We start from the raw sequence: 15,056 nt of genomic DNA on the forward strand, positions 1-15,056 counted from the left end.
AATGTACCTCGGCTGTGGCGCGGCCAGCGGGGCAATGCGCGTCGGCTGGAGGCGGCCGCGCCGCGAGGAACGAGCAGCGCAGCCGCCGAAGCCCGGGAGTCGGCGTGGTCGTCCGGTTGTTGGCTTCGGCCGCTGGCGCTCCCTCGAGCCAACGGGAGGTGCCGCGCCCCGCCGCGATCCCGCTGGTCGAGTAGCGAGGAACGAGCGTATCGAGACCTCGTACGGCGCACAGTCGCACGCCGGAAGCCGGGTCTCGATACGGCCCTGGCGGGCCTACTCGACCAGCGGGCCAATGCGCGTCGGCCGATGCGTGACCAGTGGGGCGAAGCACGTCGGCTGGGGGCGGCCGCGCCGCGAGGAGCGAGCAGCGCAGCCGCCGAAGCCCGGGAGCCGGCGTGGTCGTTCGGTTGTTGGCTTCGGTCGCTGGCGCTCCATCGAGCCAACGGGAAATGCCCCGCCGCGATCCCGTTGGTCGAGTAGCGAGGAACGAGCGTATCGAGACCTCGTACCGGGTACAGTCGCACGCCGGAAGCCGGGTCTCGATACGGCCCTGGCGGGCCTACTCGACCAGCGGGGAGCGCACGTCGGCTGAGACGTGACCAGCGGGGAGCGCACGCCGGCTGAGACGTGACCAGCGGGCGGGGCGGCGAGACCGGGGCAGCGCGCTAGTAGAACATCGGCCGATCGTCGTCGTCGCCGTCGAGCTCGACGTCGACCACCACGGGCACGTGGTCGCTCGGGGCGTCGCCCTTGCGCTCGTCGCGGTGGATGCTGGCATCCGTCACCGCGTCGGCGAAGGCCGGCGAGCCCAGGATGAAGTCGATGCGCATGCCCTCGTTGCGGGGGAAGCGGAGCTGCTTGTAGTCCCAGAAGGTGTAGCCCTCCGGCACCAGCGGGCGCACCACGTCGCTGACGCCGGCCGCCTCGAGCGCGGCGAACGCGGCCCGTTCGGGCTCGGAGACGTGCGTGGAGAGGCCGGGGGTGAAGCTCGGGTCGCCCATGTCGCCCTCGAGCGGGGCGACGTTGAAGTCGCCCATCAGTGCGAGCGCCAGCTCGGGGTTCGCGGCCAGCTCGGCGCGGGTGTGCTCGGTGAGCGCCGCGTACCAGTCGAGCTTGTAGTGGAAGTGCGGGTCGCCGAGGGCACGGCCGTTCGGCACGTACAGGCTCCACAGCCGCTGCTCGTTGACGGTCACGCCGAGGGCGCGCGCCTCGAGCGGCTGGTCGGGGCCCTCGAGCCCCTTCTGGAACCCGGGCATGCCGGGGAAGCTGGTGGCGACGTCCTCGAGCGGATGCCGGCTGGCGAACGCGACGCCGTTCCACTGGTTCAGGCCGTGGATCGCGAGTTCGTAGCCGGCCTCCTCGAAGGCGTCGACGGGGAACTGCTCCGGCTTGCACTTGATCTCTTGCATGGCGAGCACGTCGATGTCCTCGCGCACCATCCAGTCGACGACGCGGCCGACGCGGGTGCGGATCGAGTTGACGTTCCAGGTGGCGATGCGCATGCCCCCAGCCTATTTGGCCCTGCGGATGCTCGCAGCCCGGCGACGAGTGCCCGACGCGTGCCCGGCGAGAGCTCGGCGCGAGGGCCCGGGGTGCGAGAATCGGGGAGTGACCAGCGCAGAGATCGGCTACGCCGCCATGTTGGAACGCTTCGCACCCTCCGAGGCGGTGGCCTTGGCCGCGCACGCGGAGGCGCACGGGTTCCGCGGTGTGATGGCCAGCGACCACTTCCAGCCGTGGGTGCCGGCGCAGGGCCAGTCCTCCTTCGTCTGGAGTGTGCTCGCCGCGATGGGCGAGCGCACGAGCGGGGCGCTCGGCACCGGGGTGAGCACCCCCGGCTACCGCATGCACCCGGCCACGCTCGCCCAGGCATCCGCCACCCTCGCCGCGCTGAACCCCGGCAGGCACTGGCTCGGCATCGGCTCGGGCGAGGCCCTCAACGAGCACGCCGTCGGCGAGTACTGGCCGGAGCCGGCCGACCGCATCAACCGCATGTTCGAGGCGGTCGACGTGATCAAGAAGCTGTTCTCGGCCTCACTGGCCGGGCGCGACGTCAAGCACACCGGCCCGCACTTCCGCCTCGAGTCGAGCCGGCTCTGGACGATGCCGCCGGTCGCCCCGCCGATCTACGTGGCGACGGCCGGCCCGGTCACCGCCAAGCGCGCCGGCAAGACGGTCGACGGCCTCGTCACGACCGGCGCCCCGCGCGACAAGCTCGAGCACCTGCTGGCCCGCTTCGCCGAGGGCGCGCGGGAATCCGGGCGCAGCTCGGCCACGATGCCGAAGGTGTTGCAGCTGCACCTCTCCTGGGCACCCACGCACGAGGAGGCGGTGCGGAACGCGCTGCGCGAGTGGCCGAACGGCGGCATGCGCTTCGCCAAGAGCGACATCCGCTCGCCATATGAGTTCGACCAGATCGCCAAGATGGTGCGGCCAGAGGACTTCGAGGGCCGGCTGCTCATCTCGAGCGACCCGGAGGAGCACCGCGCGCACATCCAGGGCTTCCTCGACCTGGGCTTCGACCGGATCCACCTGCACAACGTCGGTCGCAACCAACGCGAGTGGATTGAGGTGTTCGGGCGTGACGTACTGCCGAAACTGCGAAAGTAGGGCCAGATGAACCGATTCAGTGCATGGGCGCTCGAGGGCATCCCCGAGGTGAGCCCCGGCGACGACCTCGTCGAGTTGGTCGCCGCCGCCACGGCATCCGGGGCCGACGGGGCCGGCCTGCCGAGCTGGGAGCTGCAGGACGGCGACATCCTCGTCGTCACCTCCAAGATCGTCTCCAAGGCGGAGGGCCGCATCGTGGCCGCCGCCGACCGCGAGGCGGCCATCACCGCCGAGACTGTGCGCCTCGTCGCCAGCCGGGAGCACCCGGGCGGGGTGACCCGCATCGTCGAGAACCGCCTGGGCATCGTGGCCGCCGCCGCCGGGGTCGACGCGAGCAACACCGCCGACGGCACCGTGCTGCTGCTGCCGGTCGACCCCGACGCCTCGGCGCGGGCGCTCGCCGTGGGGCTGCGCACCCTGACCGGCGCCCGGGTGGGCGTCATCCTCAGCGACACCCTCGGCCGGCCCTGGCGCGAGGGGCAGACCGACGTGGCGATCGGCGCCGCCGGCGTGCACGTCTTCGACGACCTGCGCGGGCAGACGGATGCCGCGGGCAAGCCGCTGCTGGTCACCATGCCGTGCGTCGCCGACGAGCTGGCCGCCGCCACCGACCTGGTCAAGGGCAAAGCCACCGGCTGCCCGGTCGCGCTCGTGCGCGGGCTCGGTCGCCTGGTGGGCGAACTGGACCTGCCCGGCGCGGCCTCGATCGTACGGCCGCCGGAGCGCGACATGTTCCGCCTCGGCAGCGACGAGGCCCGGGCGGAGGGGGTCGAGGCCGGTTACGCGAGCGGCTACACCGACGGCTACGCGGACGGGTTCGCCGAGGCGGACGCCGAGGACGCCTAGCGGGCGGTGCCGGCTCCGCAGGGTCTCGGCCGATCGCGGGCCGATCGCGGGTTGATCGCGAGTTCATCGCGCCACGCTCGAATGAGCAACGCACGATTCGGCTGCGCCATGAGAGCATCGAGGGCATGACGTTGACCCTCGGATACAAGGCCTCTGCAGAGCAGTTCTCCCCCCGCGAACTCGTCGAGATCGCGGTCTCGGCCGAGAAACACGGCTTCGAGTCGGTTGCGACGAGCGACCACTTCCAGCCGTGGCGGCACGAGGGCGGGCACGCCCCCTTCTCGCTGGCCTGGATGGCGGCCGTGGGGGAGCGCACCTCCACGATCAAGCTCGGCACCAGCGTCATGACGCCGACGTTCCGCTACAACCCGGCCGTCATCGCCCAGGCCTTCGCCACGCTCGGCTGCCTCTACCCGGGGCGGGTCATGCTCGGCGTCGGCACGGGCGAGGCGCTCAACGAGATCGCCACCGGGTTCCGCGGCGCCGGCGAGCAGGACTGGCCCGAGTTCCGCGAGCGCTTCGCCCGACTGCGCGAGTCGATCCGCCTGATGCGCGAGCTGTGGGACGGCGACCGAGTCAACTTTGAGGGCGAGTACTACTCGACCCATGACGCCTCGATCTACGACCGCCCGGAGGGCGGCGTGCCCGTCTACATCGCGGCGGGCGGCCCGGTCGTCGCCAAGTACGTCGGCCGTGCCGGCGACGGCTTCATCTGCACCTCGGGCAAGGGCATGGAGCTCTACACCGAGCAGCTGCTGCCGGCGCTCCGCGAGGGCGCAGAGGCGGCCGGCCGCGACTACGACGCCATCGACAAGATGATCGAGATCAAGCTCAGCTACGAGGAGGACGAGCAGACCGCCCTCGACAACTGCCGCTTCTGGTCGCCGCTCTCGCTGAGCGCCGAGCAGAAGCACAGCATCACCGACCCGGTCGAGATGGAGAGGGCCGCCGACGCGCTGCCGATCGAGCAGATCGCCAAGCGCTGGATCGTGGGCACCGATCCCGATGCGACCGTCGCCGAGATCAAGAAGTACACGGATGCCGGCTTCAACCACCTGGTCTTCCACGCCCCCGGCCACGACCAGGAGCGCTTCATGACCCTGTTCGAGCGCGACCTGGCCCCCCGCCTCCGCGCCCTCTGAGCACCACCGTGCGCCCGCCCGGCCTCGCGCCGGGCGGGCGCAATCGCGCGATAGTCTGTGCGAAAGACTGAGGCGGGGAGCCCGCCGACGACCGAGGGGGCCCTGTTGTCGCGAACGGCCACGATCTCGCGGCAGGCCGCTTCGCCTGACGCCCACCCGCTGCTCCAGGGTGCGGTCCAGCCCGACGGCACCGCTCTGCTGGAGGGCTCGGAGCAGCTCGTCATCGTGCGCGCACTGCCCGGAATGGGCAAGACCCGGTCGGTTGACGCCTGGCGCGCGCTGTGCGAAGAGCGCGGCGTGCAGACCACCATCGCCTCGGCGCGTGAGCTGCGGATGCCGCTGGCCGAACTGGTGGCCGAGGCGGCAGCGACGGCATCCGGCCTGGCCCACACCCTCGTCATAGACGATGCCGAGCTGCTCACCGCGCCGCAGCTCGGGCAGTTGTACGCGCAGCTGCAGGTCGAGCCGGGGCTCCGCGCGGTGCTCTGCACCTCCTGCGCGGCCGCCGCCGATGCCCCGGCGCTGCCCGCTGGCCTCACCGTGCGCGAGGTCGGGGCTGCGCAGCTGAAGCTGACCGTGCGCCAGAACCCTGACGCACGGCACGACGCCGACGCGTCGCCGAGCGCCCTCGCCGCGCAGCTGCTGCAGGCCGCCGACGGGTGGCCCGGCTTGATGATCCGCCTGGCGGATGCGGCCCCGGCCGGCGGTACGGAGCTGGAGAGCGCAGGCGCCGAGGACGCGGCGGCCGCCGTCGCACTCGCGGTCGGCACGCCCGCCGTGGCCCAGTGGCTGCGCGCCGCCGTGGAGCGCGCGCTCGGCGACGGCGAACTGCTCTCGATCGCGCGCAGGATGGCGCTCGCGCCGCAGCTGCTGGAACGCCACATCGCCCTGCTTGGGCTGGAGGGCGATGCCGTCGTCGGGACGCTCAACACCCTGGGCTTCTTCGTGCAGTCGGGGGCGGCCGGCGCCCCGGGGGCGCGGCAGATGGTGCCGGCCATCCGGGCGCTGCTGCGGGATGACGCGCGCACGCACTCCCCGACCGAGTTCCGGGAGTGGAACCGGGTCTTCGCCGACGGGCTGGTCAGCCACGGCGGGCGGGACGAGATCTGGGTCGCGCTGGAGCACGCCAGGGCCGCGGAGGCCTGGGACATCCTGGCGTCGCTCTGGGCCAGGCACGGCCTCGGTCTCCTCAACCGCAACTTCACTGTGGCCGTCGGCGCCTACTCTGACCTGCCGGACGGGGCCATCCGGGAGTACCCGGAGCTGCGCCTGGCGCAGCTCGTCCTGATGAGCCTGGATGCCGCGGGGAGCGCCCCGGGCGCCACAACCGGAAGCACGACGGGCGGCGTCTGGCTGCGCGCGTCGACCCAGGCCGCCACCCCGCTGCTGCCCCAGTTGAGCGACTCCACCACGGCGGACGGCCTCATCGGCGTGATGTCGGCCGTGCTCGTGAACCAGCGGGTGACCGGCGCCGTCGCCGGGGCGCTGGAGTCGTCACGATTGCTCGCCGAACAGCTGGATCAGCGCGCCGCGCTGGGCGAGCAGCCGAGCGCCTCGAACTACGCCTGGGCCCGGTTCCAACATGCGGTGACCCTGCTCCTGGCCGACGATCTGCCCGGGTCGTTGGCCGCGGCCACCGATTCCTACGAGTGGGCTGTGGGCGCCGGAATCGACGCCGAGCATGTCGTCGTCAACGCCGCCGCCCACCTCGCCCTCTGCCACGCGCTGAGCGGAGCGGAGGAGGATGCGCTGGACTGGCTGGATGTGGCCGGCCCGCATGACCCGAGCCAGTGGCACGGAACCCTCACCCGCGTGCCCGCACAGGTCGCAGCGGCATGCGTCGCCACGGAGCGCCTCGACCGCGCGGCTGCCGAGCTGGCGCTCGCCGCGACGGGTGACGGCTCCGCGCCGATCGAGATGTGGCCGTTCGTGGCGGCGCAAGCCGCGCGCTCCGCGCTGACCTTCGGCGACCCGACCGTGATGCTGGCCGAGTTCGACAGGGTCGAGCTCGCGCAGGCCCGGCTGGGCCGGACAGGCTCGAACGGGGCGCTGTTGATGATGGCGCGCACGCGCGCAGACGGCCTCATCGCGACCGGCGCCGCCGGCCGCGCAGTCGAGCTGCTCGAGATGGTGGCGCACCGGGTCTGCGCCGCGAAGCCGGACGCCGTGCCGGAACTGCTCGTCAGCTACGCGCGGGCACACCTCTACGGCGGTCGTGCTGCCCAGGCGGCGCGGCTCGCCTCGACGGCGGTGAACTCGCGGCGCACGACACCGACCGACGGCGTCGAGGCATCCCTGATCCTCGCCGAGGCATTGCTGCGGCAGGGCGAGGAGGCGGCGGCGGTCGAGGCCTTCACGCACGCCCACACGCTGGCGGTGCACCGGAGGCAGTGGCGTGTCTTCCTCGGCATTCCGCGCGAATCACTCGCCCGGCTCTCGGCTGCGAGCGGCGCGACACTGCCTGCGGTCGCCGCCGAGCGCCTCGCCGGGCTCAACCCGCTCTTCCCGGAGTCGGAGCAGATCGCCGAACTGACCGCACGCGAGCTGGTCGTGCTCGACGGGCTCCGGAGCGGCGGGTCGACGGCCGAGGTGGCAGCGGCGCTCTCGGTCTCACCAAACACGGTCAAGAGTCAGATTTCCTCGATCTTCGCCAAGCTCGGTGTGCGCGACCGCGAGCGGGCGCTCAGCGTCGCCGAGCGCCGTGGCCTGCTCCGCCGGCGGCCGTAAGCGCCAGATCCTGTGCGTTCGCCACGGAACAGCCCCGATCCGCGGGGGCGAGGCGTAGCCTGAGCCCATGCGCGCTCAGAGCTCCCGCACACAGAACAGCACGGCATCCCGCACCTTCAGTCGCTGGATCCCCGCGATCGTCGCGCCGATTGTGATCGGCGTCGGCGTCATCCTCGTGCCGCTGCAGGCCAATGCGGCGGTCGACCTGCCGGACAAGACCCCGGCCGAGCTGTTGCAGTTCGCGGCGGAGAGCCCGGCACAGCCGCACTCCGGCACCATCGAGCAGAGCTCCGAGCTTGGGCTGCCAGACCTCTCCGGCCTGACCGGCGCCCTGGGCGGTGCGGGCGCTGACGGTTCGTCGGCACCCGCTGCCGCGTCGTCCGCCGACCTCGAGCAGCTGCTCTCCCTCGCCCTCGGCTCGCACACCGCCCGCGTCTACCTTGACGGGCAGAACGCGCGGCTGCAGGTGCTCGACCCGCTCGCCGAGCGGAACGTCTACCGCAGCGCCGACGGCGTCTGGATCTACGACTCCGCGGAGAAGGCCGCGACCCACATCACCGTCGACGAGGCCGCCGTCGAGGCGCTCAAGGCCGAGCTGCAGACGGGCCACGCGGATGCCGGGGCCAGCGCGGAGCTGCCGACGCCGGAGGCCATGCTCGACCAGGCTCTCGCCCGGCTGGATGAGTCCACCGCCGTCACCGTCGGCACCGACGCCCTCGTCGCCGGCCGCGCCGCCTACGAGCTGGTGCTCACCCCGCGCGAGCGCGGCACCCTCGTCGGCCAGATCTCGGTGGCGATCGACGGCCAGACGGGAACGGCCCTGGCCGCCTCCGTCACCGCGCGCGGCGCAGACACCCCGGCCTTCAGCGTCGCCTTCACCGACGTGACGTTCGCGGCGCCGGACCCGGCTGTGTTCGCCTTCACCCCGCCGGCCGGCACCGCCGTGACCGAGAAGCCGATCCCGGTGCCGACCGCCGCCGAGCTGCAGCAGGCGAAGGCCGAGGCCGGCTCCGGCGCCGCAGACGCCCCAGGCTCCGCCGACTCCGCCGCGAAGCCGGTGCTGCACGGCACCGGTTGGACCACCGTGGTGGAGCTGCCGGCCGGGGCGCTGCCGGCCGGGGCGCTGCCGGCCGGGGCGCTCGGCGCACCGGCATCCGGCCCGCTCGACACCATCACGCAACCCGTCGACGGCGGCCGCGTGCTCACAACCTCGCTCGTGACCGTGCTGTTCACCTCCGACGGGCGGGTGTTCGCCGGCGCCGTGGACGTCGCAACGCTGCAGGCCGCCGCGAGCGCGCCGGCTGCTTCGAGCGGGCGCTGACGGGCGCCGGGAGTGACGGGCTTCGCGATCGAGACAGCGGGGCTGTCCAAGCGCTTCCGCGCGCAGATGGCCGTTGACGGCATCGACCTCGCCGTGCCGAGCGGCTCCGTGTTCGGCTTCCTCGGCCCCAACGGCTCGGGCAAGACCACGACGATCCGGATGCTGCTCGGGCTGGTCGCGGCCAGCAGCGGCACCGCGCGCGTGCTCGGCACCGACATGCCCCGCGGCGTCGGCAGCGTGCTGCCTCGGGTCGGCGCGCTGGTTGAGGGGCCGGCGTTCCTGCCCTTCCTCTCCGGCGAGGCCAACCTGCGCCGCTTCGACGCGGCCGACCGCAGCGCCGGCGGCCGCAGCCGCTCGGCCCGGGTGGCCGACGCCCTCGACCGGGTCGGCCTCTCGCACGCGGCGGACAAGAAGGTGCACGCCTACTCGCTCGGCATGAAGCAACGCCTCGGGCTGGCCAACGCCCTGCTCATGCCGCGCGAGCTGCTCGTGCTTGACGAGCCGACCAACGGCCTCGACCCGCAGGGCACCCGGGAGGTGCGCAACCTGATCCGCTCGCTCGCCGGCGACGGCACGACTGTGTTCGTCTCCAGCCACCTGCTGGCCGAGGTCGAGCAGATCTGCACGCACGTCGGCGTGATGCGCGCCGGGCGGCTCGTGACACAGGGCACCCTCGACGACTTCCGCAGCACGGGCGCGGTCAGCGTGCGGCTGCAGACCCCGGACGTCGCGGATGCCCGCGCGGTGCTCGCCCGGCTCGGCCTGACCGTGGACGCGCCGGCCGGCACACCGGCGCCGGCCGCTGTCCCGGCCGACGCCACCCGCCTGGTGACGGCCCGGCTCGACGCAACGCCTCCGGAGGCCGTCGTCGCCGCCCTCGTCGCCGCCGGGGTGCGGGTGCGCGGCTTCGAGGCCGCACACACCAGCCTGGAGCAGCGTTTCGTCGAGCTGACGGGGGAGGGCTTCGACGTTGTCCAGTGAGCCGCAGTCCGCGCCAGACCCGCAACCCGATGCGGGGCGCCGACCGGCATCCGCCCCGAACGCCGACCCCAGCACCCAGTTGCCGATTTTCGGGGGTGTGGGCGACGCGACACCCCCGAAAAACGGCAACCGGGGAGCGGGACACGGCGGCGTGCGCGCCGAGCGCCGGGGCAGCACCGCTGCGCTGTTCGGCTCGGAGCTGCTCACGCTGTTCCGGCGGCGCCGGACCGTCGCTCTGCTCGCCGCGCTGGCACTCATCCCGGTGCTGATCGGCGTCGCGATCCGGCTGGCCGGCGACGCCGGGAGCGGCCGCGGGCCGGCCTTCCTCGACCAGATCACCAACAACGGGCTGTTCGTCGGGGTGACGGCGATCATCGTCGCGATCCCGCTGTTCCTGCCGCTGACGATCGGCGTCGTCGCCGGCGACACGATCGCCGGGGAGGCCAGCCACGGCACCCTGCGCTACCTGCTCATCGCGCCGGCCGGGCGGCTCCGGCTGCTCGCGGTGAAGTACCTGAGCGCCGGCGTTTTCTGCCTCGCCGCCAGCTTGACGGTCGTCGTCGTCGGCACGCTCGTCGGCTGGGCGCTGTTCCCGATCGGCCCGGTCACGCTGCTCTCCGGCAGCACGGTGAGTGTCGGCGAGGGGCTGCTGCGCCTGCTCGGCATCGCGGCCTACGTCTGCGTCTCGCTGCTCGGCCTCTCGGCGATCGGCCTGTTCCTCTCCACCCTGACCACCGTGCCGGTCGGCGCCATGGCGGCGACCGCGATCCTCGCCGTCGTCGCGCAGATCATCGGGGCGCTGCCGCAGCTGGACTGGCTGCACCCGTGGCTGTTCAGCGAGCACTGGCTGGGCTTCGCCGACCTGCTCCGCGACCCGGTGCAGTGGGCGTCCTTCGCCGACAACGCGTTGCTGCAGGCCGGCTACATCCTTGTCTTCGGGGCGCTCGCCTGCGGACGCTTCCTCACCAAGGACATCCTCTCCTAGCCCCCGCACGCCCCCGCGGCCCCGCACACCCCGTCGAGACTGCGCGACTTGTAGTTGGAGGCCGCTAAAACTACAAGTCGCGCAGTCTCGACGGGTACGGGTATGGGTGGGGTGGGATGGGGTGGAGTGCGGGTGCGGGTGCGGCTAGGGGCGCGAGCGCGCGGCCAGCGCGAGGGCGTCCGCGGCGATCGCGGCCGTCTCCTCGACGGTGTGGAACCAGAGCGGGCGGGCGAGGGTGCGGATGCCGGCCAGCGGCCCGCCTGCCGCCGACTCCGCCGCCGCGGCATCCGTGCTGTCGACGAGCCAGCCATCGAGCAAGCCAGCGCCGGGCAGGTCAGCGCCGAGCAAGCCAGCGCCGGGCAGGCCAGCGCCGAGCAGGCCAGCGCTGGGCAGGCCGCGTGCGCCGTAGTGGGCGCCGACTGCGACCGCGCTCGTCTCCACGCCGATCGCGCTCAGGCAGGCGTCTGCCATGCCACGCACGACGGCGCCGCCGATGATCGGCGAGATTCCGACGACGGGCGCCGCGGTCTGCCGCACCGCGTCGGCGATGCCGGGGATGCCGAGGATCGTGCCGATCGAGACGACCGGGTTCGACGGCGCGAACAGCACCACGTCGGCCTCCGCGATCGCCTCGAGCACGCCGGGGGCCGGGCGGGCCCGCTCGACGTTGTTCTGGGTGAAGGCGAGCGCGGGCAGGGCGGCCCGGTGCCGCACCCACCACTCCTCGAAGTGCAGCTGCCGGGTGCCGCCGGCCTCGTCGGCGACGGTCACGAGCGTCTCCGCCTCGTCGTCGGTGGCCGGCAGCAGGGTGACACCGGGGTTCCAGCGGGCGCACAGCCGGGCGGTCGCCTCGCTGAGCGGCAGGCCGTCGCGCAGCCAGGAGCTGCGCGCGATGTGGGTGCCGAGGTCGAGGTCGCCGAGCGTGAACCACGGCCAGCCGACGCCGTAGGCGGTCAGCTCGGCGCTGACCCGCTCGCTCTCGCCACGCCGGCCCCAGCCGCGCTCCTCGTCGTTCGCGCCGCCGAGGGCGTACATGATCGAGTCCAAGTCGGGGCAGACGCGCAGACCGGCCAGCCAGAGGTCGTCGCCGGTGTTGGCGATCACGGTGACGGATGCCGCGGTGCCGCTGCCCGGCATGCCCTCCTCCGGGCTGCCCGCGGCCGCCGGCCACTCGGCGCGCAGCCCGTGCAGCAGGCCGCGCACGAAGCGGGATCCGCCCACGCCGCCGGCGAGCACGGCGATGCCGGGCGCGGCGCTCATGCGCTCACCCGCGAGGCCGTCGCGGCAGCGGAATCCGTCCCGGCAGCGGCATCCGCCCCGGCATCGTCCGCGGGGAGCGCCGAGAACGCCAGCAGCGCCCGCCCCGTCGTCGGATGCCGCAACACCTCGGCGTGCACGCCGTAGACCTCGCGGATCAGCTCACTCGTCAACACGCTCGCGGGGGCGCCGGCGGCCACGACCCGGCCGGCCGCGAGCACGATCACGTGGTCGGCGAAGGCGGCGGCCAGGTTCAGGTCGTGCAGGGCGGCGACGGCGGTGAGGCCGCGCTCGGTCAGCCGGGAGACCAGGGCGAGGGTGTCGAGCTGCGCCCGGATGTCGAGGTGGTTCGTTGGCTCGTCCAGCAGCAGCAGGCGCGGCTCCTGGGCGAGCGCGCGGGCGAGGTTGACCCGCTGCCGCTCGCCGCCGGAGAGGGTGCGGTAGAGCCGGTCGGCGAGCGCGGCCGCGCCGGTGTCGGCGAGGCAGCGCGCCGCGATGGCGTGGTCGTCGGCGCCCGGCCCGGCGAACAGGCTGCGGTGCGGGGTGCGCCCGAGCAGCACGGCATCCGTCACCGAGAGCTCCAGCTGGCTGTCGGCGTGCTGCTCGGCCAGGGCGACGACGCGGGCGCGGGCGCGCCGGGTCGCGGTGTCCAGCCGGGTTCCGCCGTGGCTGACGGTGCCGCCGTCGCCGTTCAGCACACCGGCGATGAGGTGCAGCAGGGTGCTCTTGCCGGCGCCGTTCGGCCCGATGATCGCGCCGAGGCGGCCCTGCGGGATGGTGCAGTCCACCCCGTCGATGACGAGGGCGCCGGCGCGGGTGAAGTGCAGGCGCGAGGTCTCCAGGCCGGGAGGCGCGGCATCCGGGGCCAGGCCCGCGGCGGCGGCGGGCGCGCGGCGTGCGGCGGTGACGGTCATCCGACCCTCCGGTTTCTGAGCATGATCAGGGCGAAGACGGGGCCGCCGACGATGGCGGTCAGGATTCCGACCGGCAGCTCGCGCGGGTCGAACAGGGTGCGCGCGCCGGTGTCCATCCAGACCAGGAAGATCGCGCCGGCCAGGGCGGAGAGCGGCAGCAGGGCGCGGTGGCCGGGGCCCGCCCCGCCGCGGGAGACGAGCAGCCGCACGGCGTGCGGCAGCACGAGGCCGACGAATCCGATCGCACCGCTCACCGCGACGAGGGCACCGGTGAGCAGGGCGGTCGCGCCGAGCAGCAGCCAGCGCACCCGGGTGACCGGGATGCCGAGCGCCGAGGCGGCGGTGTCGCCGAAGGCGAAGGCGTCGAGCACGGTGCCGCTGAACAGCAGTGGCAGTCCGATCACGAGCAGGGCGGCCCCGGCGATCACGACGGCCGGCCAGCGGGCGCCGGCCAGCGAGCCGAGCAGCCAATTCAGGATCTCCCGGTAGCTGTCGCCGGTCGCGCTCCAGAAGATCACCAGGCTGGTCAGCGCGCCGAAGATCGCCGAGACGGCGAGGCCGCCGAGGATGGTGCGGCTCGGGCTGAGCCCTCCGCCGCCCCCGGCGAGCAGCAGGGTGGCGCCCAGGGCGAGCAGCGCCCCGAGGAACGCCGCGACGGGCAGCGCGATGGCGGCGCCCAACACGATCACGCTGACGGCGCCGAGCGAGGCGCCGGAGCTGAGGCCGAGTAGGTACGGGTCGGCGAGCGGGTTGCGCATGAGCGCCTGCATCACCGTGCCGCAGAGGGCCAGGCCCGCGCCGACGGCCGCTGCCGTGAGGACCCGGGGCAGGCGCAGCTCCCAGACGATGCCATCGCGGAGCGGCGAGAGCGGCTCGAGCCCGAACAGGCCGCCGAGGCCGAGGTGGTGCAGCACGCTGGCGAGCACCTCGGACGGGCTGAGGTCGGCCGGGCCGATCGCGATGGCCAGCAGCACGGATGCCGCCAGCGCCAGCCCGAGCACGGCAGCCACGACCCCGGTGCGCCCGCGCCCGCGTCCCCGCGCCACCGCGCCGAGACTGCGCGACTTGTCGTTCGGGGCGCCCGGAACGACAAGTCGCGCAGTCTCGGCGGGCGGTGCGGCGGGGGAGGGGCTAACCATCGAGGGCTGCCAGCTGGGTGTTCAGCGAGGCGACGGCCTCGACGTTGCGCACGCCGGCCTCGCCGGCGGGGAACGGCACGGTGAGGTAGCGGCCTGCCTGCACGGCGCTCAGCTCGGCGGTCGCGGGGTTCGACTCGAGCAGCGCGATCTTGCTCTCCGCGGTGTTCCAAGCGGCGTCCACGAGCACGATCACGTCGGGGTCCGCGGCCACGATCGCCTCCCAGCCGAGCGGCGCCCAGCTGTCCTGCACGGAGGCGGCCACGTTCTCCAGCTCGAGCGCGTCGAGGATCATCTGCGGGGCGCCGATGCCGGCTCCCACATAGGGGGTGTCGTTGCCCGAGCTGTACCAGAGCGCGGTGCGGCCGGCACCGGCCGGCTGCACCGCGGCCAGCTCGGCCTGCTGTCCGGCGATGAGGGTCGCGGCGGCATCCTGCACGTCGAAGATCTCGCCGAGCTGCTCGATGTCGGCGAACACCGCGTCGAAGGTGAGCGGGTTCGGGCGGTACGCCTCGGCCTTGCACGCGGCGGACGAAACGAGGCTGTTCACGCCGAGGGCGGCGAGGGTCGCCCGGTCGCCCGCGCCCTCCGCACTCAGGTTCGACTCCCAGCCGGCGTAGACCAGGTCCGGCTCGAGCTCGAGCGTCGCCTCCTGGCCGGGCAGCTTGTCGCTGAGCACCGGCAGCGCCTCGGCCTCGGCCTGCCAAGTCGCGGCGGCCGGCCCGTCGCCGAACGCCGTGCCGACGATCCGCTCGCCGAGCCCGAGTGCCAGCAGCGCCTCGGTCGAGGTGGACTTGATCGTGATGACGCGCTCGGGCGCCGCCTCGAAGGTCACCTCGGTGCCGCAGTTGTCGATCGTGAGCGGGTAGTCGGTGCCGCTCTGCTCGAGGGTCGGCGGCAGCGAGACGACACCGCCGGGCGGCGCGGATGCCGGCGCGGCACAGCCGGCGAGGAGGGCGAGCGATGCGGCGGCGACGCCGATGGCGAGGGGGCGGCGGGCGGTGCGCCGGGCGGGGTTCAGCGTGAACAAGAGGGGCCTCCGGACAGGGTGATGGCAGGGAATCCGAGCGATGTCGGCGACCTGCGGCCCAAGTCCAGGCCGGTTCAGCCCCGTCATCCCGACAGGGGGTCGCATTC

General features: G+C 73.6%; 12 protein-coding genes. 7 read left to right on the forward strand and 5 right to left on the reverse strand.

The genetic code is table 11. The features are described from left to right. Window positions 1–665: 665 nt before the first annotated feature. On the reverse strand, window positions 666–1,502 hold the full coding sequence (locus BLT62_RS02875) for an exodeoxyribonuclease III (protein ID WP_083362706.1): 837 nt from the start codon (window positions 1,500–1,502) through the stop codon (window positions 666–668). Between the two features lie 106 nt (window positions 1,503–1,608). On the opposite strand from BLT62_RS02875, the gene BLT62_RS02880 reads away from it, so the two are divergent. The 7 genes from BLT62_RS02880 (at window position 1,609) to BLT62_RS02910 (ending at window position 10,612) form a co-directional block, all read left to right on the forward strand. Next, window positions 1,609–2,610 carry a TIGR03557 family F420-dependent LLM class oxidoreductase gene (locus BLT62_RS02880; RefSeq protein ID WP_269457795.1) on the forward strand — a complete coding sequence of 334 codons (1,002 nt, stop codon included), beginning with the start codon at window positions 1,609–1,611 and terminating at the stop codon, window positions 2,608–2,610. A gap of 6 nt (window positions 2,611–2,616) precedes the next feature. Beyond that, entirely contained in the window at window positions 2,617–3,456 is an 840-nt protein-coding gene (gene cofE / locus BLT62_RS02885) for a coenzyme F420-0:L-glutamate ligase (protein ID WP_083362707.1), read from the forward strand. A 125-nt stretch (window positions 3,457–3,581) separates the two neighbouring features. Next, entirely contained in the window at window positions 3,582–4,598 is a 1,017-nt protein-coding gene (gene fgd / locus BLT62_RS02890) for a glucose-6-phosphate dehydrogenase (coenzyme-F420) (RefSeq protein WP_083362708.1), read from the forward strand. A 105-nt stretch (window positions 4,599–4,703) separates the two neighbouring features. After that, entirely contained in the window at window positions 4,704–7,325 is a 2,622-nt protein-coding gene (locus BLT62_RS02895) for a helix-turn-helix transcriptional regulator (protein WP_083362709.1), read from the forward strand. A gap of 67 nt (window positions 7,326–7,392) precedes the next feature. After that, a complete protein-coding gene (locus BLT62_RS02900) occupies window positions 7,393–8,646 on the forward strand; it encodes a LolA family protein (RefSeq protein WP_083362710.1) in 1,254 nt (417 codons plus the stop codon). Window positions 8,647–8,712: 66 nt separating this feature from the next. After that, on the forward strand, window positions 8,713–9,627 hold the full coding sequence (locus BLT62_RS02905; RefSeq protein WP_083365272.1) for an ABC transporter ATP-binding protein: 915 nt from the start codon (window positions 8,713–8,715) through the stop codon (window positions 9,625–9,627). Between the two features lie 151 nt (window positions 9,628–9,778). Further along, window positions 9,779–10,612 carry an ABC transporter permease gene (locus tag BLT62_RS02910; RefSeq protein WP_172829763.1) on the forward strand — a complete coding sequence of 278 codons (834 nt, stop codon included), beginning with the start codon at window positions 9,779–9,781 and terminating at the stop codon, window positions 10,610–10,612. Window positions 10,613–10,756: 144 nt separating this feature from the next. On the opposite strand, the gene cofD is transcribed toward BLT62_RS02910, so the two are convergent. The 4 genes from cofD to BLT62_RS02930 are packed head-to-tail and all read right to left on the reverse strand — an operon-like array spanning window position 10,757 to window position 14,949. Then, window positions 10,757–11,872: a 2-phospho-L-lactate transferase gene (gene cofD / locus BLT62_RS02915; RefSeq protein ID WP_083362712.1), complete on the reverse strand. Its 1,116-nt coding sequence runs from the start codon at window positions 11,870–11,872 to the stop codon at window positions 10,757–10,759. Next, window positions 11,869–12,783: an ABC transporter ATP-binding protein gene (locus tag BLT62_RS02920; RefSeq protein ID WP_083362713.1), complete on the reverse strand. Its 915-nt coding sequence runs from the start codon at window positions 12,781–12,783 to the stop codon at window positions 11,869–11,871. Before BLT62_RS02920 ends, cofD begins: the two co-directional genes overlap by 4 nt. Further along, complete coding sequence (locus tag BLT62_RS02925; protein ID WP_083362714.1) at window positions 12,780–13,922, reverse strand: putative F420-0 ABC transporter permease subunit; 1,143 nt, start codon at window positions 13,920–13,922, stop codon at window positions 12,780–12,782. The genes BLT62_RS02920 and BLT62_RS02925 overlap by 4 nt, the downstream gene beginning before the upstream one ends. After that, complete coding sequence (locus BLT62_RS02930) at window positions 13,915–14,949, reverse strand: putative F420-0 ABC transporter substrate-binding protein (protein WP_231919318.1); 1,035 nt, start codon at window positions 14,947–14,949, stop codon at window positions 13,915–13,917. The genes BLT62_RS02925 and BLT62_RS02930 overlap by 8 nt, the downstream gene beginning before the upstream one ends. Window positions 14,950–15,056: the final 107 nt, after the last annotated feature.

Source organism: Microterricola viridarii (assembly GCF_900104895.1).
Classification (GTDB): Bacteria; Actinomycetota; Actinomycetes; order Actinomycetales; family Microbacteriaceae; genus Microterricola; species Microterricola viridarii.